Genomic DNA, 23,713 nt, shown 5'->3' with positions numbered 1-23,713 from the left:
TTGCTTTCTTGATTCATGAAACTCTCCTCCTTGATCCCTGAAACGCCCTATCAAGGTTCAAAATCTAAATTCCGGTATCCGGGATGACGTTTCGGATTTTACGTTAGGGATTGATAACGGAGCTGTCAACTACAGAGGCGTAAGACTCTCTGAAATGCGAAACGCATTAACGGGCACGCGAGGAGGGCGTCGTGAGCTGCGTAGCTGACGAATACTACGGTCGTCGGGAACGCCGACCTACTTGCTGAGCTTATATCAGCGATTAGCCAGCACAATTCCTTGCCAACCTCAATCAAAGAAAGCTGAACATCATGCGACAGTGACTTGTCGCGAGCTTAGCCAGAGCGGTCCGCAATTCAGCAATCAACGTTTGACGAAGGGGATGCGTTATGAGTTTCTTTAAGTAGTCGAGCGCACGAAAAGTCCGGCGATTATAAGTCACCGGACATCCGCGGTCTTGGCACCCTTAAACAAATTTAGCGGCCGTCCGCGAGAGCATCTATTAGGCGCACAAATCCGAGCATGCCAGGATCGTCAATCCCCACGCTTTTTTCGGCAAACATTCGAGCACGCCCAATCTTGCACGGCTTACTCCTGAAATCATCGAGTACGCGATTGGCGGCAACTGACGACGCCTTTGAGATCGCGCGCGCGCTATCTAGACCCTCGATGGCCTTTGCAACGCCGTCCATGGCGTCAAGAACCGTCTTGTCACCCAAGGACGCGCCCCCTCTCTGGATCATTGCTTCCAAAGCAGCCTTCAACCATCCGGCTAATTCGTCCCATTGGGCCGTCTCGTTTCCTTTCGTCATTCTTCCAATTGTTAACAAAGCAGTAGCAAACAACGTTCCGAGGCTTGACCCTGTGGCAGCCGCGGCAGCACGCGCTAGTGTCTGAAGCGCATTGCCCAAATCGCACCCAGCGAACTCGGTTTCAGCGAATTTGTTTAAGACCCGCGTCAACATCACGCCCGTATCGCCGTCACCGAGTTTGGAATCTGCGTCATTTAGCTCTGCCTCGAGCGTTATCATGCGAGAATTCGCAACTCCGATCGCGCTTCTAAGAGTTTCGACAGTAATACTCTGCATTATCTTACCTCCCAGAACGGGCTCGCCGAGGGGGCGCCCAGAAGATGTTCCAGCTCCTCATCAAGGAAGCAGAGGCTTATAGATGCGCCTGACATTTCCATCGACGTTGCGTAGTGGCCGACATGGGGTTGGACGATCTCGAGCCCGAACTCCTTTGCGCGAAGTTGAGCTCGACGATACAAGATCAGCAATTCCTCCAGTGGCGTCGCACCGAGGCTATTGACTAGGATGGATACTTTGTTGCCATGTCCGATAGGACGTTCAGCAAGTATCTGCCTCATCATATCATCGACAATTTCGTCCGCCGGCTTGATCTTACTTCGCCAAAGACCGGGCTCTCCATGAATACCCATGCCCATTTCAAACTCATCCGACGCTATCTCAAAGGTTGGCTTCGCCGCACCGGGGACTTGGCACGAAGCAAGTGCGATTCCAATTGTCCTTGTCGCTCCGACCGCTTTGCGTGCCGCTGCGGTTACTGCCTTTAGGTCGGCGCCTTCTTCCGCGCACGCGCCTGCGATCTTATAGGCGTAGATAATCCCTGCCACACCACGGCGCTTTGCGCCTTCTTCTGGCGGGGCGCTAGCGATATCGTCCGTGCCAAGCACGGTCGTCGTTTCTACTTCGCCGTCGAGGAACTCGCCGGCCATGTCAAAATTCATACGGTCTCCCCCATAGTTCCCGTAGAGACGGAGCACCCCGGCGCCCCCGTCGGCAAACTTTATTGCGTCTATACAGCTATCGATATTTGGTCCCTCGAAGACGTTTCCAACCGAGCATGTGTCTAGCATACCCTTCCCGACGTAGCCGGCGAACAGAGGCAGGTGACCGGAACCACCGCCTGATGCGATTCCGACTTTGCCTTTTGTTACTCCTTCCCGGCGTCGAACAACACGCTTTGCCGAACCGTCAAGTGTTAGCCGCGGATGAGCTAGCACGAGGCCTTCAAGAACCTCGTCAACGTAGTCTGCCGGACCATTCATCAGTTTCTTCATCAGTCCCTCCATATATTCCGCATTGCGGAATTCCATCTCTCATAGAAAGAATTGTATAAAGTTGCGCGGTCGACAACACTTTGAGCACGCTAAGTGGTGTTGTTCGACGGGGTTGCCTATTGGGATAAGAACTCGCTTCCTGAGCGGTCTCTGGGGAATGTTGTTTAAAAAACCAACACGAAACAGCTTGTCGGTTACGCTTTGCGAATGCCGTTTGATCAGCCTGCGCCGAGCTCCCATGGCGTGATTTTAATAACCGACGCGGCGATCTTTAAGGACAGTCGCCTGAACGTCAGTTGCCCTCGCCAGAACTCGATAGTGATGCGACGATCAGTTGAGAATTTGGCTGAGAAAGAGCCGGGTGCGTTCATTCTGCGGATTGTCGAAGAACTCGGCGGGCGAGTTCTGTTCGACGATCTGGCCCTGGTCCATGAAGATGACGCGGTTGGCGACCTGGCGGGCGAAGCCCATTTCGTGGGTCACGCACAGCATCGTCATACCTTCTTCAGCAAGGCCGACAATGGTATCGAGCACTTCCTTGATCATTTCAGGGTCGAGTGCCGATGTCGGCTCGTCGAACAGCATGATTTTCGGGTTCATGCAAAGCGAGCGGGCAATCGCCACGCGCTGCTGCTGGCCGCCGGAGAGCTGGCCCGGATACTTGTTGGCCTGCTCGGGGATCTTCACGCGCTTGAGGAAGTGCATGGCGATCTCTTCGGCCCGCTTCTTCGGCATCTTGCGCACCCAGATCGGCGCCAGCGTGCAGTTTTCCAGGATCGTCAGATGCGGGAATAGATTGAAGTGTTGGAACACCATGCCGACTTCTCGGCGCACTTCGTCGATCTTTTTGAGATCGTTGGTCAGCTCGACGCCATCGACGATGATTTGGCCCTTCTGGTGCTCTTCCAGCCGGTTGATGCAACGGATCATCGTCGACTTGCCCGAACCCGAAGGGCCGGCGATGACGATGCGTTCGCCGCGCATAACCTTCAGGTTGATGTCGCGCAGAACGTGGAAATCGCCGTACCATTTGTTCAAACTCGAAATTTGAACGACAGTTTCGTTCGAACCTTCCACAGTCCGCAGGCCATTCAATGTGATCATCGATCTAAAACTCCGTGCCGTTTTGGACTTGTTACTCTGCGAGAGCGGCAGAGATGTCATTTGCAGTCCTGATAACCACTGGAGCAAGGCCGCTCACTCTAGAATCAGGCATTCGCTCGACTGGACCGGAAACACTAACTGCCGCGAAAACTCGCCCCGCCGAATTTCGAACCGGTGCCCCAACACACCGCACACCAAGTTCGATCTCCTCATTGTCGATTGCGTACCCGCGCGCCCGCGTTCGCTCCAAGTCCTCCAAGAGAGAGGGCAATGTCGTAATGGTATGGGGGGTACGCGCTTTCAAACCTTCCGCCGCGAGCTTGCGAACGAGTTCTTCATCTTGATAGGCCAAATATGCCTTTCCAACGCTTGTGCAGTAGGTTGGGGCAGATTGAAGCGTTGTCAGGCTCGATGAGCCCGTTTCCTCCCGCTCGATACAAACCATCTGACTTCCGTCGAACATGTGAAAGTGAATGATTTCGCCTGTTAGTTGCTGTAGTTGGGCCATATGCGGATGCGCACGCGTCGGCGTGTCAAGGCTTGCCAGAACGCTGCTGCCGTACTGAAACATCTTCAGACCTAGCCGATACCCTTGACGCCGACCGTCCTGATCAAGAAGGCCGACCTCTCTCAAGGAAGCGACAATCCTATGAATGGTTGTCTTAGGGAGATCGGTCGCCTCTGCTAGCTCTGCAACGGTCATTGTCGTCTTTGATCTCGAGAAACTATCGAGTACCATCGCCATCTTGCGCAGCGACTTGGCGCCGCCGTCCCGTCCGTCGACAGCCCGCGTGGTGTTTTCAGCTATAAACTCGGGTAAAACTGCACTTCGTTCCATTGTCTCATCCTGCGTCAATGTCCCGAGAGCACACGCCGTGCTCGATTCTCGAGTTTTCGGGCAACCAATTCCAGCATGGAGCATACAACAAAGTAGGTAATCCCGAGCAAGGTAAATACGATAAATGGCTCATTGGTCCGGATGACCACCTCACGGCCCAACCTTGTAATCTCGCTAATCCCTACAACCGAAACTAGCGATGTGTCTTTGATGATGAGAATCGCCTGACCGAGCAGAGATGGAATGATCATCATCAACGTTTGGGGCAGCGTAATATCCTTGATCCGCTGGAGAAAATTAAAGCCGAGCGCGATCGCCGCCTCATTCTGCCCCTTGTCCACACCTTTGAGACCACCGCGAATGATCTCCGTCATATAGGCCCCATGCGACAAGGAAAGAGCTATGACGGCCGTCGTAACCGGACCAATATCGACATCGTAGGCAGGCAATCCGTAGTAGACCAGGAAAATGAACATTAGGAATGGCGTACTTCTGAACACGTAAACATAGGAAGATGCCACAATACGGAGGACTTTGTATCGACTGGAGGCCGCCAAACCTCCGACAATACCAATTCCGAGCGCTGGAAAAAAAGCCAAGACCGTCAAAAGCAATACTATTGGCAGACCTGTAAGTATCAAAGTCAACGCATCATGGGCGACAGATATAATGTTTTCCATACTCAAGCTCTCTTATACTGTGAAAACCCAGCGCGGCTCTCATAAAGATCGACCAGGAGATTGAGTACGATACAGATGACAATGTACATCACGCAGCTTACGAGATAAGCGGGGAGGAATTGGTAGGTTTCATTGCCCACGTCATCTGCAGCCTTTGTAATTTCCAGCACCGATATCGTGTAGAGGAGAGACGTGTCCTTGATTAGCTGTACGAATTGCCCGGTAATGGCAGGAAGAATGATCGGTGCAGCTTGCGGGAGAAGGACCTTTCTCAGTAAAAGGGGCTTCCTAAGGCCCAGCGACATCGCCGCTTCACTTTGTCCTCTTGAGATCGAAGAAAAGCCTCCTCTTACCATTTCCGCAATGTAAGCGCCGGAGTTGAACGTGAGCGCGATTACCCCGGTCCAGAATGCGGATATCGTCACGCCCATCGCGGGCAACCCGAAGTAAATGAAATATACTTGAACCAGTAGCGGGGTATTTCGCACCAACGAGACGTATCCCGCTGCAAGGCGCGCCCACATGCCCTTGGTCGCAAAACGGACTATCCCCGTGGTCATTCCGACGAGGAACGCAAGCAAGAGGCCGACAGCCGCAGCACTCAAGGCATTTTGTAGGCCGGTGAGATATGTGTCTTGATATTGCCAAAATAAATCATAGGCATCCGAGAACATTTTTGAATCCCTTTAGTGGCGGAGGATCTGGTCCAAAAACGCACGAGTGCGCTCCGACTTTGGCTGGGAAAAAAAATCAGACGGCTGCGCTTTTTCGACAAGCTGTCCGTTCTCAAGGAAGACAATTTCGTTAGCAAGCTCCCTGGCGAAGCCCATTTCATGCGTGACGACGATCATCGTCATCCCCGATCTTGCCAGCTCACGCATTACCTGTAGAACTTCTCCAACCATCTCAGGATCTAGGGCAGAAGTGGGTTCATCAAATAACATGAGTTCTGGCTCCATCGCCAGAGCCCGGCAAATCGCCACTCGCTGCTGCTGTCCGCCTGAGAGTTCGACCGGAAAGGAGGACGCCTTGTTCGCAAGCCCCACACGGTCCAACAGTTTCATCGCTCGCTCGTTTGATTCTTCGCGACTGCGGCGCAGCACACGACGTTGTGGCAAGGCGATATTGTCTAGTACAGTCAAATGTTGAAACAAGTTGAAACGCTGAAAGACCATCCCAATTTTGCGGTGGAGCTCATTAGCAGGCATCATCAAGACATCTTGGCCCTTGAAGAGAATTTGCCCTTTCCCTATCGGTCCGGCCAATCGATTTATCGCTCTGATGAACGTACTCTTGCCAGATCCGGACGGTCCGCAAATCACTGTAACATCAGACTTTTCAAACGAAAGTGACACATCACGTAGTGCGTGATATCGGTCGAAATGCAGATTGACGTCGCGCGCCTCGAAAAATGGCATGGCGATCCCCTTTTTTGTTTTTGGAGCCGTCGAAGGCGCCTGCGATGGCAGGCGCCCAAGTCGCTGCGCTATTCGAGTGTCAGTCGGCTTGCCTTGCCACCCTCTGAGACGTAGGCACCGATGCCCAAGAGCTCGACCAGCTTTTTACGCTCGTCCGACACGCCGCCGTTTGTCTCCAGGAAGTCCTTCTTCCAAGTGTCTCCCTGCGCCCAGTACTTGTTTAGCGCGTCCAACTCGCCGCTCTTATTGATCTGGGCGAGGAAGAAGTTGAGATATTGCCACATGTAGAAGTCGCCTGGGCGAACAGCGAAGCCCCACGTGTCGCTCGTGATCAGTTGCCGCGGAACGGCGAGCGCTTCGAACCCGTAATCCGCCTTAATGGCTCCCAAGACAGCATTGTCGGCCAAAACTGCATCGACGCGCCCGGTTTTCAATGCCTGGTAAGTATCGACATCATTTGGGTAGCTCTGCGTTTCCGCATTAGCGAAAAACTGCTTCGCAGCGTCAACCGCTGTGGTCCCAGCTTTCACTGCGATGCGCTTGCCCGACTGATTGAGATCTTCCCAAGACTTCCCGTTGTTCTCCGGCTTCACGGCAGCAACAACACCGGTGGAATACCAATTCCCCGTTGTGAACAGCACCTGCTCTGCGCGCTTGTAGGTCATTGACATGCTTGTCGCCAGAATGTCCGACTTGCGGCTGAGCAACCCCGGAATGAGACCCGCCCATTCAACATTGCGCATTTCAAGATCAACGTCGAGTTTTGAGGCAATTAGCCTATCAAGATCAACGGAAAATCCCGCGGGATTGCCATTTGCATCGCGGAATTGCCACGGGGCCGCAGAGAGATCGTTCATGATCACGATCTTTTTGGCTTTGAGAATCTCTCCCAACGTTCCCCTCGGATCGTCCGCCGCGTTCGCACCTGTGGACGCGGCAAGAATGAGCCCTACTACGAGCGACACCAGCTTCTTCATTCGTATTCTCCCCTTTTTTATTCCGTATAGCGGAATATGAATGACTTGCATTAATATAAGCGCATAAATAATCAAACTTGGCAACATGACTGTTGACTATTCCGGAAAAAAATATTTATGTTTCGTTTGTGGCGACCATATTCCGTAATGCGGAATATACGTTGATGATGGAATGGCGCTGGGGGGATGCCGTCGGCGGTCGATGCCCAGCATCGCGCCAAGCGGCAAATAATGGCTAATGGGAGATTGATGAGAATGGATTTTCGAGCTCATGAGTGGCCAATAACCGGCACCCCCTCTCGAATAAGCAAAATCGAGTTGAATCAGATCTGTGATATCGCAGATTTGGCTCGCGAGGATCCAGATGTGATCAAGTTGTGGATCGGCGAAGGCGACCTTCCCACTCCTGACTTTATTAAAAACGCGGCCATTTCAGCATTAGCCGCTGGCTATACTCGTTATACGTATTCTCACGGCGTCCCCGCGTTGCGCGAAGCATTGAACCGCTACCATAAGCGTCATTGGAAGGTCGATGTTGGCGCGGAGCGTTTCAGTGTGACTGCGGGCGGCGTCCAAGCGATAATGCAGGCAATGCAGGCAATTCTCGAACCGGGCGACGAAGTCATTGTTCCAGTCCCAGCCTGGCCTAACTCGTTGGAGATTATCGGGATCCTCGGTGGAACGGTTGTTCCAGTTTCATATAGGACGAGAGAGCGAGGCGGATTTACGCTAGACCTAGAGGATGTTTTTGCCGCAACCACTCAGCGAACGAAAGCGATTGTCATCAACTCTCCGTCGAACCCCACCGGGTGGGTTATGCCAAAGGAGCAAATGATTGCGCTCCGTGACTTTGCCCGATCGCGAGGAATTTGGATCATTTCGGACGAGGTCTACAGCCACTTCGTCTATAATGGCAGCTCATTGGCTCCATCGTTCCTAGAGATCACGGAACCGACCGACCGTCTCATTATCACGAATACGTTCTCTAAGAATTGGTGCATGACAGGTTGGCGGGTCGGCTGGGTTATATTCCCGCACGGCATGGCCACCGTGTTCGACAACATGAGTCAATATAACACTACCAGCGTTGCGACTTTCAATCAGTATGCGGCGGTAGCAGCGCTGGACGAGGGCGACGGTTTCATTCGATCGCTCGTAGAACGGTCAGCACGCGGACGTGAAATCATTTGCTCTGCCTTAGACAACCTTCCGAACGTCAGGGTTTTCTGGCCTGAAGGCACCTTCTATTTCTTCTTCTCCGTACGAGGCATGAACAACGCCTACGAGATGGCCCGCCAGATCTTACGCGAAGCGAGCGTGGGCGTAGCACCGGGATCGGCTTTTGGGCCAGGGGGAGAACAATTTCTCCGGGTGTGCTTCGCAGTTGACCCAACACTTATCGCAGAGGGTGCACGTCGCCTCGAAAGTTTCCTGAGAAACCTGCCTAACTCAAATTAGAGGGCGCACCTGTAGAGCGTCGGAGATCAACTAGGTTTCCAAGAGCGCTTTCTACCCATGCGTTCACACCGTTCAACACGACCAAGCAAACCATAACGAGGAGAGTACGATGAGCTTGAAAGACGTTAATGGGATTATCCCTCCAATTGTAACCCCCTTCACAAAAGACGGTGAGATCGATGAAGCGGCATTTCGCAACATTGTTCAATTCAACCTGAGAAAGAAAGTTCATGGTGTCTGCGTAGGCGGAAGCTCCGGGGAGGGTCACACTCTGACGGCAGAAGAATTCGCGCGCCTAATGGAAATGACCGTCGAAGAGGTAGACGGTAGGATCCCTGTGATCGCAGGTATCATCGCAAACTCCACGCGTGACTCAATCCGTCGGGCGAAAGCAATCGCTCACCTATCAGTGCAGGGCCTCCAGGTTACTCCGGTTCACTACGTCTTCAAACCCGATGAGAATGCGACGTTCGAGCATTTCAAAGCTCTCAACGAAGCGACGGACGTTCCAATCATCATCTATAATGTTATACCGTGGAACTATTTGAGCCCCACGCTACTCATTAAGCTTATGCGCGATTTGCCTAACGTTCAGGGCGTTAAGCAAAGTGCTGGCGACCTTAAAATGATGGCCGACCTGATGCTCGGCATCCCCGAGGATTGCAAGGTATACACGGCTGTGGATGCGCTGCTTTATCCGTCCTTCGCGCTCGGATGCCACGGTACGATCGCTGCTAACCCTGCGGCAGTACCTGGCGTATGCCTTGCACTGTGGAATGCCGTTCAGCGCGGCGACCATGAGCGTGCGAAGAAAATCCATGAGGCTCTTTTGCGGTTCTGGAATGCGATTTACGCCGACAATCTTCCCGCGAATATCAAAACGGCGATATCGCTCCAAGGCACGGAGGCGGGTCTGCCTCGCATGCCCATGCCGGAGACGTCAACAGAACAGCATGAGAAAATTAAGCGCGAATTGACCAACGTCTTGCGTTTCGAAGAAGTCTAAAAAAGCGACTGTGGTGAGGTGGTGCATTACCTCACCACATTTCAAGCGAGGACTGGCATGACGGGAAGTGAGCGCGAACGCATTTCGACAATTGAGATCGTACAGATATTCCTTGGCGTTCTCATGCTAGTCGCCGTACTGGCGGCCAGTCTTGTGGAGATAATCTGCTCATGCGTTGCACCAAGTGGCATGATACAAAGTGCCTTATTCATGCTCACCGGCCTGTTCCTAGCCTCGTGTATTCCCGTTTGGTTTTGGACGCCGAGCGGACGAGGCAAATGTCCCCGGAAAGAAGTCAACCAGTCCGGGGCGGCGCTGAACGAGCGCGACGCATGTTCACCTCGCGATAAAGATTGAACTTTGCTTTCCGCTTCGCCTTCGATTGGGCATAACGACCTCAAAACTGCGGGGCGTCCGTGCGATCGAATGCAGGATGTCGTGGGCGCCAGTGCGGTTGAGCCTAAAACCCCGGCATTCTGGCTGACCCTGGGAGTTCAGCTTGTGCCGTAAGTCAATGAAAATTCCGCGCCTTCACCTTCAGCGTATCGATATGAAGATCACGGACGAACATATCCCGCGCCTGCACGACCGGCTTCGGCGCGTCGCGCGGATTCGGACCACCGCCGTGGGAAAACTCGTCGCCCCTGCCCGTCGGCAGCCTGAAGTCGGCATCGCGATCGGCCAGCCCAGAAAGCTCGGCCGATAGATCGAACAGCTGCTGCGCGACGAGGTGCACTACCTCCCCTTCCCGCTGGATCCGCCCATTGATCGCCATCATCGAGGATCCAAGCACGACGCGGCGACGTTTTTCAAACAGCGTTGGCCAGACGACGATGTTGGCCGGCCCGGTCTCGTCCTCGATGGTGATGAACATCACACCCTTGGCCGACCCTGGTTTCTGGCGCACGAGGACGAGGCCAGCCGTATAGACCCATCGTCCATCGCGCGCATTCATCGCCTCGCTGCAGGTGATGATGTTGCGCTCCTGCAGATCCTTGCGGAGAAAGGCGATCGGATGCTGGCGCAATGTCAGACCGGTATGGCTGTAGTCCTGGATAACGTTGTGGCCATCGGTCATCTGCCGAAGCTCCACTTCTGGCTCCTGCTGTTCGGCGATGGTTTGCATCTCGCGCTCAGCGGCCGCGGCAAACAGCGGCAGGGGTTCGTCGCGCAATGCCTTGACCGCCCAGAGTGCATCACGGCGCTCGAGCTTTAACGACGGCAGGAAGGCATCGGCCTGGGCAAGCTGAACGAGGGCTTCAGCTGGTACACCGGACCGGCGCCAGGTGTCATCGACAGACTGGAAGTCGCGGTTCATGCGGCCCGCGACAATCCGGGCCGCATCCGCGACCGCCAAGCCCTTGACCCGCCGGAAACCCAGCCGGACGGCATGCCGATCGCCGTTACCTATTCTCTCCAGGGTGCAATCCCACCGGGACCGGTTGATGCAGACGGGACGCACCTCGACGCCATGGGCTCGCGCGTCGCCGACGATCTGGGCCGGTGCGTAAAACCCCATGGGCTGACTGTTGATCAGCGCCGCGCAGAACGCCTCGGGGAAATGACGCTTGATATAGTTCGAGGCATAGGCAATCAGGGCGAAGGATGCCGCGTGGCTTTCCGGAAAGCCGTATGATCCGAAGCCTTCCAGCTGCGAGAATGTCTTCTCGGCGAACGCAGGGGTGTAGCCGTTCTTCACCATGCCGGACACGAGCTTGTCCTTGAACCGCGACACACCACCGGTGAACTTGAAGGTCGCCATGGATTTGCGCAGCTGGTCTGCCTCGCCGCCGGTGAAGCCGGCGCAGACCATCGCGACCCGCATCGCACTTTCCTGAAACAGCGGCACACCAAGCGTCTTGCCTAGCACCGCCTCAAGCTCCGGCGTCGGGTACTCGACTGCCTCCTTGCCCTCGCGTCGACGCAGATAGGGATGGACCATGTCACCCTGGATAGGTCCGGGGCGAACGATCGCGACCTGCACGACGAGATCATAGAAGGTGCGCGGCTTCAGCCGCGGCAGCATTGCCATCTGGGCGCGGCTTTCGATCTGGAAGGTACCCAGCGTATCCGCCTTGCGGATCATCGCATAGGTCGCCGCGTCCTCCTGCGGGATGGTTGCGAGATCGATGTCCTGATCGTTGTGCTCTCGGATCAGGGCGAACGCCTTGGCCATGCAAGTCAGCATCCCGAGTGCCAGGATGTCGACCTTCATGAACTTCAACGCCTCGACATCATCCTTGTCCCACTCGATGATCTGTCGATCCTTCATCGTCGCCGGCTCAATTGGAACGAGATCATCGAGCCGGTCATGGGTCAGGACAAAGCCACCCGGATGCTGGCCGAGATGGCGCGGCGCCCCCATCAGTTGCTGTGCCAGTTTCAGGGTCAGGACGAGACGCCGATCCTCCGGATTGAGATTGAGTTCGCGGACATTGCGATCGCAGACCTCTTCCGACCAGGACCACATGCCTGACGAAAGTGCCTTGATCACGTCTTCAGGCAGTCCGAGCGCCTTGCCGACATCGCGGATGGCGCCGCGGGCGCGATAGCGCGTGACGGTGGCGCAAAGCGCCGCCTTCTCCCGCCCGTAGGTCCGGTAGATCCATTGAATGACCTCTTCGCGCCGCTCGTGCTCGAAATCAACATCGATGTCAGGCGGCTCGTCGCGCTCCTGGCTGACAAAGCGCTCGAACAGCAGGTCGTTGGTCGAGGGGTCGATTGAGGTGATGCCGAGAATATAGCAGACGGCGCTGTTGGCTGCCGAACCGCGGCCCTGGCACAAGATCCCCTGACTGCGGGCGTAACGGACGATCGAAAAAACGGTCAGGAAGTAGGGCGCGTATTTCATGGTGCGGATGAGGTCGAGCTCGTGGCGCACGATCTTCAGGACATCCGGCGGCAGGCCTTCCGGGTAACGATCGGGCACGCATTCCCAGACATAGTGCTCGAGCGAGGACTGGGCATCCTTGCCTGGAACGATCGCTTCCTCCGGGTACTGATAGGTCAACTCCTCCAGCGAGAACGTGCAACGCCGCACGATCTCCATCGTCCGCGCCAGCGCTTGCCGGTAACGCGGGAACAGCCGTTGCATTTCCTCCGGTGGTTTCAGATAGCGATCGGCGTGGCGCTCGCGCTCGAAGCCGACGTCATCGATCGTGGTCTTGTGACGGATGCAGGTGACGATATCCTGCAGCTGCCGCCGGCCCGGTTCATGAAAGAGCACGTCATTGGTGACCACGGTTTTGACCTTGAACCGCACGGCCATGTTGGAGATCTCGTGCAGGCGCAGCTGGTCGTTCGGCCGCCGGCGCAGACAGAGCGACACATAGGCACGATCGCCAAAGATCTCGGCCAGCTTGCGCAGCTGCACGGCGCAGGTCTCGTCAGCGAGATCAGGCACCAGAATGCCGATCATTCCGTCGCAATAGGCAACTACGTCGTCCCAATGAAGAATACAGTTGTTCTTTCCGCCCCGGCTCTTTCCAAGGGTGATCAGGCGCGTCAGCCGGGAATAGGCGGCGCGATCGGTCGGATAGACCAGCACCGACATGCCATCAGCCAGATCCAGCCGGCAGCCGACGACCAGTCGCAGGCCGGTGGCGCGAGACGCTTCAAGCGCACGAACGATACCAGCCAGGCTGTTGCGATCGACCACACCGATCGCTTCGATGCCCAGGTCCCTAGCGCGGGTGAAGAGCTCGTTGGCAGACGATGCGCCGCGCAGAAACGAGAAATGCGTCGTGACCTGGAGCTCGGCGTAGCTCATGCGAATATCCCGTGCATGAACCAGCGATGGTCACCGGTCTCGGGATCCACACCATCACCTGCTCGAAACACCCAGAGCCGTTCGCCGGCTTCATCTTCGATGACGAAGTAGTCCCTGACCGCCTCCATCTCGGCGTCGCGCTGCCACCACTCGCCGAAGATGCGCTCCGGACCGTCGGCCCGCTTGACCTTTCGCCGCCGGCCGCGCCACACAATCGAGGCCGGCGGGTGATCCGGCATGAGGGCGATTGCCGTGATCAGCTCTGGTCGCGGCAGAAGGCGGACTGGCCGGCGCCAATGACCGACCCATGCGACTTCGAGCGGATCTGATGCGGCGGCAATGCGTTGAACCGAGCGTTCGGGCACGTCTGATGCAACCGGCGCCACACGATAGACCCGTTGTCCGCGATTGCCGTAAATGTCGATCAGAGGAGTGACGTCCCTCACTTCGTCCTCGACCAGGGACGAGATCCTTTGCAGTTCCTCAAGCGGTTCAGCCATGACGGCAACCAGCGTCAATTTTTCGATCCCGAAGCCGGGCTCGATCTTTTCCGTGCGGTCACGAAACAACTTGGTGAGCCAGGCGGCATCACGGGCGGGCTTGGCCGTTCCGGCACGGATCGCCTGCCTGCTGCCGTCGACCTTCTCGACGATCAGGTCGGCGCGGCGCACGCCGAGACCGCGTTTCTGCAGCTCGCCGATCAGCTGCACGACCAGGCGGCCGACATATTTGTCGATGGTCTCGGCAGCCCCGATTGGCTCTGCGAAGGCTCTTGCGACCTCGACCAGCTCTGGCGTTCGGATCGGATCGATCGGCTCTGCGACGCGGCCGAACATCTGGTCGAGGCGCCGGGCGATTTCCGGTCCGAAACGCAGCGTCAGCGGCGCGCGTGGGGTATTGGCCAATTCGCCGACAGTCTGGAAACCGAGCGTGCGGAGATCTCCGACGATCTTCTCCGGCAGGCGCAACAGCGTGATCGGCAGCTTTTCAACGGCAGCAACGGTCTTGCCAACAGGTACGATGACAGTCTCGCGGCTGATGGCCCGCGCGCAGGCATGGGCCGCACCCAAGGTGTCGGCGATCGCAACGCGCGCCGTCAGCTTGCGCGCCAGGAACTGGTTGGAGATCTTCGTGGCCATGGGCAGTTCACCACCCTGCAGATGATCGGCGCCTTCCGTGTCGAGCACGATCCCATCCGTGCCGTCGACGGCAACGATCGGCGAGTATTGGGTGAGCGCCCATAGCGTTATCCGCTCGAGCGCCGCCGCGTCGACATCCGGCTCGGCATCAACAAGCATCAGTCCGCGAAACAGCGCCTGGGCCTTGGCCGCCGGCATGCCAACGCGCAGGCCGGCTTTGCGTGCAGCCGCATCAACAGCCGACACCCAACGTTTCGAGCCGCTCCTGGCGATCACCGCGATTGCCTGCTCAGCCGGAATGGACGGATCGTCGCGTCTGATCCGATCGGTCGGCAGATCCGGGAGATAGATCGATACGACCCTTGTCATCACATGCCCTTACGAGAAACTCAGCACACTCACCCGCTTTCACGCGCATCAATTCCAAAAACCACTGCGCCCGGCCAACACCAGGCACCGGAAGGTCCTCGGACGGCATGACACTGACACGCCACCGCGTCGTTGAGGCCGTCGGCTGACCAAAATCGTTAGCCTCCGTCTGCCGTCGCCATCGCCGCACCGCAAGCGCCATGGTGCCCGTGCGTTCCGCGGCAAGCTGCAGCCGCCTGGAACTGACAATCGGCAACCGAACGAGCTCGCCGACCACGGCGCCGAGACCACCGAAGGCCAAGCCCTCCTCCATATTGGCGAGCACGTCCTCTTCCTTGTCGGACTCGACGAAGATCACCCGGTCTGGATGAAGGCCAACCTGCGCCAGGGCGGGGAAGAACAGGTCGGGCCGGGTCAGGCACCAGACGATCGGGCCCTTGGTGCGCGCGGCAATGCCGGCGGCACACAAGGCTGCGGCTGCACCATCGACGGTCCCTGCCCCGCCGCCTGCGAACTCATGCAATGCGCCGTAGGCCAGCCCACCGCCGGGCAGGATCGCATCGATCTCGGGAACGCCGAAGGCAAGACAGCCGACCTTTCTCGCCGATACGCCTTCCATCGTCGTGATCCGCTCACGCAAATCTGCGATCACATCCAATATCACGTCTGATCGCCCCGGGGCACGGGCAGCAGTCATCGTTCACGGCTCCCTTCAAGGTCGTGTGTCGGTTTTGTTGGGCCAGCATCATGCTGGACAAAATGCGGATGTTCCGTTTCTGTTCCCGTTGCAGCAGAGAGTCAAGCAACCGAGAGGATGGGAATATTATCCTGAGAAATGAAAATTCAGCGAATAGCTATCGGAATCAGACAGCTAGCCGCGTTGAGATTTTTTTCCGCTGCCACCCGCTCAAATCACAATCCGCTTGGATAACGGGGATAAAGCTGAGATCGTCACATTGTTATTAAGCTTTCCCTGCTGAACTGCCGCCATGACGAAGCCACCGAGATCAAAGCCGCTCCTTCGTGATACCGACGCGCCGATCCGCTCGAAGCCGCAGCGGAAGCGCAACCCTGCCCAGCCGCAGCTTCTGTTCGATCCGATGCCTGACCGCGTTGAGCCGGCGCTCGCCAAGGTCAAGCAGAGGCCGCCGCGCGGCGATCAATGGGGCTGGGAGATCAAGTGGGACGGATATCGGCTGGCCGTGCATGTCGAACCGCAAGGCGTCAGGATCCTGACACGCGGCGGCCATGACTGGACGCATCGGTTTCCTGCTATCGCCGAAGCCGCCCGCGCGCTCGGGCCGGCGACGATGATCATCGATGGGGAGGCCGTCGTTCTCGATGCAGAGGGTCGGTCGGATTTTGGATTGCTGCAGAAGTCGCTCGGCGCCTCAGGCACCAAGGCCGGAAACCGGGCCTCCGACGCAATGCTTTATGCCTTCGATCTGCTCTATCTCGATGGCCACGATCTCCGTGGGGTCGAGTATGGGTCTCGCCGCCGTCTGCTCGAGGATCTCCTGAACGGCCAGGAGGGCGCGATCCAAATCTCGGAAGAGCTGGATGCCGATCCTGATGTCCTGCTGGAGCACGCTCGTCGTTTCGGTCTGGAAGGCATCGTCGGCAAAGACCGGGATCAACCCTATCGCTCCGGCCGGACAGGCGACTGGGTGAAAATCAAATGCATTGGGAGCGAGGCCTTTTTCATCGTTGGCTACGAGCCTTCGACAGCGCTGACGGGCGGTTTCGCCTCGCTGGTGCTTGCGGCCTATCGCGGCGATGAGCTCGTGTACGTCGGAAACGTTGGAACAGGCTTCAAGGAAGCCGAGACCCTGAAACTCAGGAAGATGCTTGACAGGCTGCCTTGGAAGCGGAAGCAGCCACCGGCGGATCCAGGTGACGCTGGCGGCAAGGTCGTCTGGGTTCAGCCGACCTTGATTGCCGAGATCGAGTTCCGCGCCTGGACGATGGACGGCAAGCTTCGACACGCCTCCTATAAGGGATTGCGAGAGCGCCAGGACAACGCCGACGTCTTCCGCCTCGACTAGCGGATGGCGCGACATGCGCTAAGTTAGCTCCGGTTCTATCGGGAGGAACGGGCGCGGATGTGCAATCTTTATCGCATGGAAGACAAGGACTGGGTCAGCAAGTGGGCGCAGGATGCCGAGAGCCTGATTAACATCATGCCGGCCTACCAGATGAACCCCGACCAGACGGGGCCGATCCTCCGCAACACCGCCGACGGCCGCAAGCAGCTTGTCCATGCCCGCTGGGGTCTTCCCTCCCCGATTTTCGTGCAGAAGAAGGCAGCGGAAGCCCGGGCCGATAAACTCAGGGCCAAGGGCCAGACCGTTGACATGGACGAGCTTATCCGCATGGAGCCAGACCGCGGCGTCACCAATGTGCGCAAGTTCAACCTGCCTCATTGGAAGCGCTGGTTCGGTGTTGAACACCGCTGCCTCGTACCGGTCACTAGTTTCGCGGAACCGGATCCCGCCAGCCAGGAGGAAGGCGGCAAGGTGCCGAATGCCTGGTTTGCCCGCGACGAGGCGAAGTCGCTAATGTTCTTCGCCGGTATTCACGTGCCTCAGTGGAAGAGCGTCAGGAAAGTGAAGGACGGGCTGACTTCGGATGACCTCTATGGTTTCCTGACGACGGACCCAAACGATCTGGTGAAGCCTATCCACGAGAAGGCAATGCCAGTGCTGCTGCTCACGCCGGAAGAGACCGACGTCTGGATGCGGGCGCCGTGGGAAGAGGCGATGCATCTGGCAAGACCGCTACCCGACGACGCGCTGATCATATCCTCGAGAGAGCCTTACGGATCGTCAATAGTCTCAAAATCGGGTGAGCCCATAGGCTAGTGTGGCCGCCGCACGCGGCGGCGGCCTTTCCTCAGCTATTGATCATCGAGCTCATAATACATCGAATCGTCGACGGTCCCGCCAGTTTCGAATTCCGGCTCGAAATACCCGATACGGCTGGCAGCACGGCGCATCGTCATGATGCTCGTGAATTTGATCTTGTCCCCGTGGAACGCCCGGTCCTGATCCTGCTCACCGTTGAGCGACCCCGATAGCGTTGCGATCAAACTATCATCATGAGACTCCACGCTAGTCTCCTCGATATAAAGCTCATCAAAATAGGCGTTGGTCATTGCGATCTCACCAGCGAGTTCGCTTTCAATTACCATCGTGTCGCGTTGAATGTAGTCGTTGATGTCATCACTGAGATAGGTCGAATCCCATATCTCACCCTTGAAGTGCCCAGCGACCTCAAGAGACTCCGAGATGATCTTTGATAAGGCCCGACCATCAGGAAGCGCGGCTGGGACATTCAAAAGCTCAGTACGCCGACGATTGATACCGTCGATATCCGGAATAAGGATTTCCGCCTCGTCCAATGAGGAAAGGGGGAATGTGACATCACCTTGCAGAGCTGCGGCGGTACCGTAGCCGAAATAAGCTGCAACAAACTCATGGGCATGACCTGAGCGAAGCTTCTCTCCGGTCATATTCCGATAGGCTGCGCGCAGATGATCTGCGCAATCTTTCTGGATAGACATGACAAATCCATTTCACTCCGGCGTCGTGAGGGGTGATCGCAAGCGCTTTGTGAACACCCTGCGCCGGCTGAATGGTTGCCGTTCAGGAAAGTACCTTGGATATTGCCGCCTTTTGGGTCGCTTGCAGCCCTGGCGCTCGGCTCCGTTAGAAAAAGATAACGGAAGTTCTACGAATTGCAAGCAGCTAACACGCCGTCTACCCGGACATTTCCAAAGAGTTGAAGTTTCCATAAACTGGAGTATGTTCCTATTTTGTTCTTGATAGTTCAACTCGCCGATGGATACTGATATGGATAACACCTCCCGCGTTAGAAAGATCATCCATGTCGACATGGATGCCTTCTATGCATCGGTAGAGCAGCGCGACAATCCTAATCTTCGGGGGAAGCCGATTGCTGTTGGTGGCGCGGGCGCCCGCGGTGTGTTGACGACAGCCAGCTACGAGGCACGCGTCTTCGGTATTCATTCAGCGATGCCATCGGTAACCGCTGCTCGTAAATGCCCTGACCTGATTTTCGTGAAACCGCGTTTCGAAGTCTACCGAGAGGTCTCCCAGCAAATCCGTGAAATTTTCGCTGAGTACACGCCTTTGATCGAACCCTTGTCACTCGATGAGGCCTACCTTGATGTGACAGAAAATCTGAAGGAAATGCCGATTGCGACGGAGATCGCGTTGGAGATCCGCGCGAAGATCAAAGCGGTTACAGGTTTGAATGCGTCTGCAGGAATTTCGTACAATAAATTTCTTGCGAAGATGGCTTCCGATCTCAACAAACCCGACGGACAGGCGGTCATCACCCCAAGGAACGGACCAGCCTTCGTCGAAGGACTGGCAGTCAAGAAATTTCATGGTGTCGGGCCCGCCACGGCGGAAAAGATGCATCGGCTTGGTATCGAAACCGGCGCGGACTTGAAAACGAAATCGCTGCAATTCCTGTCACAGCACTTCGGGAAGTCGGGTGGCTTTTTCTACGGTATCGCCCGCGGCGTCGATGAGCGACAGGTTCGATCGGATCGGGTGAGAAAATCAGTCGGCGCCGAAGATACCTTCATTGAAGATATCAACGATCTTGAGCTCGCCAGAGGCGAGCTCAAGCCGCTTGCCGACAAGGTTTGGGACTATTGCGAGTCGTCGGGTATTGACGCCAAAACGGTCACCGTGAAGGTGAAATATTCGGATTTCAGTCAAGCAACCAGAAGCAAAACAGACGCACTCCCCTTCGCAGATCGCCGTGACGTTCTCCGCATAGCGACCGACCTGCTGGCGACCGTATACCCTTTTAAGCTTTCTGTGCGGCTACTCGGCGTCACTTTGTCTACGCTGACGAAAGCGACCTGTAGCGAAGCCGGCGGCGAGCGATCGCAGTTCGACTTGAACTTATAGCGTCTTGCCGAAGCATCGGCGCCACGTCTGCCGCCGGTCACGCTGCCTAATCATAATGTTATGCGGTAGCCATCGCACTCACGCTGCGCGAAGTCACCTCAGAGAACTGGCCGCTTGTCGAAGTGCTGACGGGAGGCTGTGGCATTCGGTGGCGCGGGCGCCGAGTAGATCGAGGACCCGGGCATGGTGTCTTTCCGGAACGAACATCCTCGCGCCAGCTAAGCTGTTGAAGATCAGGTCGCCAACCTGCCTCGCTCCCAAGCCTGAGACCACGCGCTCCGAGCAGAGGATATCCGCGGTTGCGATAACCTGCATAAGAGCAAACCGTTCGGCCGCAATTCTCTGAGCCTTGCGCTCGTCTATGACAACCGTATGCCCCGATACGGCTCCGACCGCGAGGGTTGCCGCCTCGCCGTCGTCCAACGTGTCGGCGGCGCGGCCACTGATCAGGCTCGCGAAGATATCTTCGCCCTGTTCATCGAGCGCGACAAAATCGAGCAATTCTTCGTCGACGAGTGCTGCGGCCGATTCTGCGTCATTTCTTCCACTGAACCGGTCGGCGACGAGTTCGTCGCGGACAACTGTGGAGGCGCGAAGCTTCACACCGAATGCACGCACGACGTCACCCGCTTGTCCGGTTGCGTTGAGATTTATGATCACACTCGTATCGACCACGAGATGAGCAGAGACACTACCGGAGAATAGAGGTTGCCGCATTGGCCCCGCTTTCTTCCGTATCGATATCGGTAAGAATGTCGCGTACTTTGACACGATCCAAATGCAGCATTCGGGCGATCTGGCCCTCGCTCAGCAGACCGCGCTTCGCTGCTTGATAGGCCATGAGCCCGGTCTTAAGCGGAACTGGCAAAGCGGCCTCGTCTTTCATGCGATCGCTTTGGGCAGCGTCACCGAGGACCTGCCTCACATGATCATCCGTTATGTGACCATTCGCCTGAAACCAGTCCCAGGTACCGCGTTTGGTTAGCTGCAGCTCCTCCAGCCGCCGGACCATCGCCTCTCGAGAAACATGGAAGAAATGAGCAAGAACGATGACGTGGCGACGCGTCAGGCTCGATGCACCAGCCGTGACTTCCTCAAATTTCTGGCGAACCGCCTGGGCCGGCGTAAGGAATCCCCGCGCGAACGCGTTCGCATATTTTTCTTCCCGCGAGCTTTCGAGCTCGTCGATCTCGTTGACCTCGGGTTGGGCCCGCGTTGCAACCAGATGACCGAGCTCATGAGCTGCCGTCTGAGTGCGCCGGTCAAGAGGGTGGCTTGAATTCAGGAGAATGCAGGCGCCCACCGAGGCTTCGAAGGCGAAGAGCCCCGAGATTTTCGCCGGGAGGCGACGCACGTAAAGACGCACGCCCATCTGCAGCTCCAGGACTGCGCCGATATCGGAAACGGGGGCAAGTCCCAGTCCTAACCAATGACGGAGTTCCAAAGCGTGTTGCTCGGCCTGTTGGCGAACATCGCCGGCAAGGATAGCACGCTCAGGGGGCAGATTGCGAACATGGGGAATGCCAAGAAGCGTTTCCAGCTCGACATCGGCTCGAACAAGATCAGCCATGAGGTCTGCGGCCTTCGTAACGAAGGCTTCCTCGTGGTCAGCCAGCTTGCGGAATTTCGGGGTGAGTTCCACATGCACCGCTTCTTTGCGCAAAATCGCATTGGCGCTGGTGCCGTAGAAGCCGGCGAGCTGCTGGAGCTCGCCTATTTTAACCCGCCGCGCGCCTTTCTCCATAGCGACGAGCGTGGTGCGCGCCACGCCGATCGAGGCAGCAGCGTCTGCCTGCGTCTTCGCTGCACCCTCTCGAGCTATACGAAGCCGGTCGCCCAGTTGCTCTGGATCAAGTTGTTCATGCCGTTCATTCATAGCGGTCACGCCAGCCACTGGGCGACGAACGATTTTGGTCCGAGATCCTTCATGAAAGCCTTCCATTCTTTTTCATGCTGTTCGAGCAAGCCGAAGAGACGCTCTTCGGCTTCGCCCGTCGATATTTGCAGATGCTCTGCAAGCTGCCACGCGCTTCGCTTCACGCGCGGCTGGCGCAGGGGGGAAGAGCGCATTTCTGCCAGATGATCAAGATGCAGTGCACCGGCAATGCTGTAACGCTGCATCGCTCGCGTCACCTTCGTGAACCCGACGACGGCGCCATCGGCAAATTCACGGGCGCCGAGGTCCTCCCAGATATAGTTTTCCTTTGGCTCACTGACACCGGAAGAATGGAAGCTCAGCCTGCGCAGCATACATGCGGCACAAATCCCACAGTGCCGGCGCCCGCCATCGAAAGATGAATTCCGACTCTGCTGCCAGCACGATCGCGTTCGGTTCCACTCATCGGGATCGGTTTCGATCGCAGCAAATGCCGCAAGCGTCTGCCCTTTGGTGCTCCAAAGCTGCGGTAGCCGGAAGTAAACGGGATATTGGAAGATCGCCTGCACGACGTCCTCCATTTTGCGAAGGAATCGCGGATGGTTGCGATAGTCTTCATAGCCGTGGCTAGTCGGCACAAGAGCCGGACCCAAAGCCCCCTGCCCGCTCTCCGGCATTGCGATATCGTGCGTCCCAACCAGATAGGCCGCGAGCGCGCTCAGCAGGGTAAACTTGAACCCTCGGCTCCTGACTGACGATTCTTTAATGCCGCCACCCTGCCGCATCTTAACAGAAAATGGGATATTCAGGAACGGCACTTTTCTGCGGTCACGAAGCGGCCGGTCATCCGCCTTGGAGCCGACCCTGACCCTTATCAACCTGTCAGCCCGCCCCTTGGCGGCAAGCATGGCCGATACCGCTCGCGAGTCGAGCCCGTCACTGAAAGGCGTTATCGTGCGACCCGGATCGCCCCATTCGAACAGGCTCTGCTGCGAAAAGTCGCGCTCGACGTCGACCGACGCAACAGTGAACATGATGTTCCAATCATCGCCAGTCAAGAATTTCAACGCACCAACGATCGTGCCGGCCACATCCGGTTTCTGCCAGTGCGCCAGATCATGCACCGGCAAGCGAAGCTCAAATCGCCGGGTCCAGCGGAGGCCTGAGCGCTTCAGCACCTTGTCACAATACTCGACAGCGGCGATCAGAAGCATAGCATCGTAGACCCGACTGTCCCAGTTCTTCGTCCGATAATCGTCCAGATCCTCCGTGTCGAAGACGATAGCCTTGCCGATTTCGGCCGCGTGCCAGCCATCGTCTGGCTTACGCCCGGGCTCAATTACGGCGACCCGAACAGCAGGAATCCCAACCGGAATCGCGCTCAAAACGGGACCCCCTGATCGACGCCGTCATGAACAGTCGGCGCTCGCGCAACACTCACGGAGCGATCGCCCAGGATAGATTTCGCCACGCGATCAAAAGTACCGCTATTCGTCATGTGCACGATCGTCTCGTTCATCCGCCGGCGCATCTGCTGACATGCCCCCGGCCCTGCCTTCACGAGATAGTGCTCCTCCATAGCTCGGCCGCCAGCGGCAAGGCGTTCCGCCAAGGCAGAAGCCAATCCTTTTTCGAAAGCGACAAGCCCGCTGTATCCTTCCCTGAGTGCCATCTGAGTCCCCTCGAGAGCATTGGCGGCCAACGTGTCGACTGCCGGATCCACCCGCAGACGATCCAGTTGGTCATGCGTCGTAGACGTCAAACTCAGAAGGTCTTGGCCGTCAACAATGGCGACGATGGATTTGATTGTAGGTGCAACTTCGATGGCGACATCGCGCAACAGCGCAGATTCTGCCGCCTCACCAATCTGGTTCACGGTGAAGGCAGGTTTGTAGGCCCAGGCGGCAACCCGCTGGTATCCATGGCGCAGAGGCAAGCTTTTATGCGGACCGTCGCTCATTCGAATCTCCTAATGTCAGATAGCTTGATATTTTTTATCTGACATGTCAACATTCAAGAATGGAATGCTCGATACGCTTGGATGGGAGCG

At 56.9% G+C, this 23,713-nt stretch carries 21 protein-coding genes; 5 read left to right on the top strand and 16 right to left on the bottom strand.

Annotated features, from left to right (window positions below):
• Window positions 1-476: 476 nt before the first annotated feature.
• The 8 genes from J5286_RS29165 to J5286_RS29130 all read right to left on the bottom strand — a co-directional run bounded on the left by J5286_RS29165 (window position 477) and on the right by J5286_RS29130 (window position 7,100).
• The gene (locus J5286_RS29165) at window positions 477-1,088 is read right to left on the bottom strand and encodes a dihydroxyacetone kinase subunit L (protein WP_245206647.1); all 612 of its coding nucleotides are present in this window, start codon (window positions 1,086-1,088) and stop codon (window positions 477-479) included.
• A complete protein-coding gene (locus J5286_RS29160) occupies window positions 1,088-2,083 on the bottom strand; it encodes a dihydroxyacetone kinase subunit DhaK (protein ID WP_209193475.1) in 996 nt (331 codons plus the stop codon). Before J5286_RS29160 ends, J5286_RS29165 begins: the two co-directional genes overlap by 1 nt.
• 330 nt (window positions 2,084-2,413) lie before the next feature.
• Window positions 2,414-3,187, bottom strand: coding sequence for an amino acid ABC transporter ATP-binding protein (locus tag J5286_RS29155; RefSeq protein WP_209193474.1), 774 nt, complete (start codon window positions 3,185-3,187; stop codon window positions 2,414-2,416).
• A gap of 31 nt (window positions 3,188-3,218) precedes the next feature.
• The gene (locus tag J5286_RS29150; RefSeq protein WP_209193473.1) at window positions 3,219-4,025 is read right to left on the bottom strand and encodes an IclR family transcriptional regulator; all 807 of its coding nucleotides are present in this window, start codon (window positions 4,023-4,025) and stop codon (window positions 3,219-3,221) included.
• Between the two features lie 14 nt (window positions 4,026-4,039).
• A complete protein-coding gene (locus tag J5286_RS29145; protein WP_209193472.1) occupies window positions 4,040-4,705 on the bottom strand; it encodes an amino acid ABC transporter permease in 666 nt (221 codons plus the stop codon).
• 2 nt (window positions 4,706-4,707) lie between these two features.
• Window positions 4,708-5,379 carry an amino acid ABC transporter permease gene (locus J5286_RS29140; RefSeq protein WP_209193471.1) on the bottom strand — a complete coding sequence of 224 codons (672 nt, stop codon included), beginning with the start codon at window positions 5,377-5,379 and terminating at the stop codon, window positions 4,708-4,710.
• Window positions 5,380-5,391: 12 nt separating this feature from the next.
• A complete protein-coding gene (locus J5286_RS29135; RefSeq protein ID WP_209193470.1) occupies window positions 5,392-6,123 on the bottom strand; it encodes an amino acid ABC transporter ATP-binding protein in 732 nt (243 codons plus the stop codon).
• Window positions 6,124-6,191: 68 nt separating this feature from the next.
• Window positions 6,192-7,100 (bottom strand): ABC transporter substrate-binding protein, encoded by a 909-nt coding sequence (locus tag J5286_RS29130; protein ID WP_209193469.1) that lies wholly within the window; start codon window positions 7,098-7,100, stop codon window positions 6,192-6,194.
• Between the two features lie 255 nt (window positions 7,101-7,355).
• Between J5286_RS29130 and J5286_RS29125 the strand changes: the two genes are divergently transcribed.
• Window positions 7,356-8,558, top strand: coding sequence for a pyridoxal phosphate-dependent aminotransferase (locus J5286_RS29125; RefSeq protein ID WP_245206646.1), 1,203 nt, complete (start codon window positions 7,356-7,358; stop codon window positions 8,556-8,558).
• A gap of 109 nt (window positions 8,559-8,667) precedes the next feature.
• Window positions 8,668-9,564 carry a dihydrodipicolinate synthase family protein gene (locus J5286_RS29120; RefSeq protein ID WP_209193468.1) on the top strand — a complete coding sequence of 299 codons (897 nt, stop codon included), beginning with the start codon at window positions 8,668-8,670 and terminating at the stop codon, window positions 9,562-9,564.
• Window positions 9,565-10,075: 511 nt separating this feature from the next.
• On the opposite strand, the gene J5286_RS29115 is transcribed toward J5286_RS29120, so the two are convergent.
• From J5286_RS29115 to J5286_RS29105, 3 genes are read right to left on the bottom strand one after another with little or no spacing between them, the layout of a single operon-like run.
• The gene (locus J5286_RS29115; RefSeq protein ID WP_209193467.1) at window positions 10,076-13,333 is read right to left on the bottom strand and encodes an error-prone DNA polymerase; all 3,258 of its coding nucleotides are present in this window, start codon (window positions 13,331-13,333) and stop codon (window positions 10,076-10,078) included.
• Window positions 13,330-14,841: a Y-family DNA polymerase gene (locus J5286_RS29110; protein WP_209193466.1), complete on the bottom strand. Its 1,512-nt coding sequence runs from the start codon at window positions 14,839-14,841 to the stop codon at window positions 13,330-13,332. The genes J5286_RS29115 and J5286_RS29110 overlap by 4 nt, the downstream gene beginning before the upstream one ends.
• Window positions 14,762-15,538, bottom strand: coding sequence for an ImuA family protein (locus J5286_RS29105; protein ID WP_209193465.1), 777 nt, complete (start codon window positions 15,536-15,538; stop codon window positions 14,762-14,764). The genes J5286_RS29110 and J5286_RS29105 overlap by 80 nt, the downstream gene beginning before the upstream one ends.
• A 292-nt stretch (window positions 15,539-15,830) precedes the next feature.
• Here J5286_RS29105 and ligD point away from each other — a divergent pair, with 292 nt between their 5' ends.
• Window positions 15,831-16,886: a non-homologous end-joining DNA ligase gene (gene ligD, locus J5286_RS29100; protein ID WP_209193464.1), complete on the top strand. Its 1,056-nt coding sequence runs from the start codon at window positions 15,831-15,833 to the stop codon at window positions 16,884-16,886.
• Between the two features lie 57 nt (window positions 16,887-16,943).
• On the top strand, window positions 16,944-17,702 hold the full coding sequence (locus J5286_RS29095) for an SOS response-associated peptidase (protein ID WP_209193463.1): 759 nt from the start codon (window positions 16,944-16,946) through the stop codon (window positions 17,700-17,702).
• 35 nt (window positions 17,703-17,737) lie between these two features.
• Here J5286_RS29095 and J5286_RS29090 read toward each other — a convergent pair whose 3' ends face one another.
• Window positions 17,738-18,403, bottom strand: a complete 666-nt coding sequence (locus tag J5286_RS29090; protein WP_245206645.1) for a hypothetical protein — start codon at window positions 18,401-18,403, stop codon at window positions 17,738-17,740.
• Window positions 18,404-18,692: 289 nt separating this feature from the next.
• Here J5286_RS29090 and dinB point away from each other — a divergent pair, with 289 nt between their 5' ends.
• Window positions 18,693-19,787: a DNA polymerase IV gene (gene dinB / locus J5286_RS29085; RefSeq protein WP_209193462.1), complete on the top strand. Its 1,095-nt coding sequence runs from the start codon at window positions 18,693-18,695 to the stop codon at window positions 19,785-19,787.
• Window positions 19,788-19,880: 93 nt separating this feature from the next.
• Here dinB and J5286_RS29080 read toward each other — a convergent pair whose 3' ends face one another.
• The 4 genes from J5286_RS29080 to J5286_RS29065 are packed head-to-tail and all read right to left on the bottom strand — an operon-like array spanning window position 19,881 to window position 23,623.
• Window positions 19,881-20,504: a PIN domain-containing protein gene (locus J5286_RS29080; RefSeq protein ID WP_209193461.1), complete on the bottom strand. Its 624-nt coding sequence runs from the start codon at window positions 20,502-20,504 to the stop codon at window positions 19,881-19,883.
• Window positions 20,479-21,663, bottom strand: coding sequence for an ImmA/IrrE family metallo-endopeptidase (locus J5286_RS29075; RefSeq protein ID WP_209193460.1), 1,185 nt, complete (start codon window positions 21,661-21,663; stop codon window positions 20,479-20,481). The genes J5286_RS29080 and J5286_RS29075 overlap by 26 nt, the downstream gene beginning before the upstream one ends.
• A 5-nt stretch (window positions 21,664-21,668) precedes the next feature.
• Entirely contained in the window at window positions 21,669-23,048 is a 1,380-nt protein-coding gene (locus tag J5286_RS29070; RefSeq protein WP_209193459.1) for a 7-cyano-7-deazaguanine synthase, read from the bottom strand.
• Window positions 23,045-23,623, bottom strand: a complete 579-nt coding sequence (locus J5286_RS29065; protein ID WP_209193458.1) for a hypothetical protein — start codon at window positions 23,621-23,623, stop codon at window positions 23,045-23,047. The genes J5286_RS29070 and J5286_RS29065 overlap by 4 nt, the downstream gene beginning before the upstream one ends.
• Window positions 23,624-23,713: the final 90 nt, after the last annotated feature.

It is taken from the genome of Rhizobium sp. 16-488-2b, from assembly GCF_017741815.1.
GTDB lineage: Bacteria > Pseudomonadota > Alphaproteobacteria > Rhizobiales > Rhizobiaceae > Rhizobium.
The sequence above is the reverse complement of the archived record's forward strand: the minus strand, read 5'-3'. Positions and strand labels throughout refer to the sequence as shown.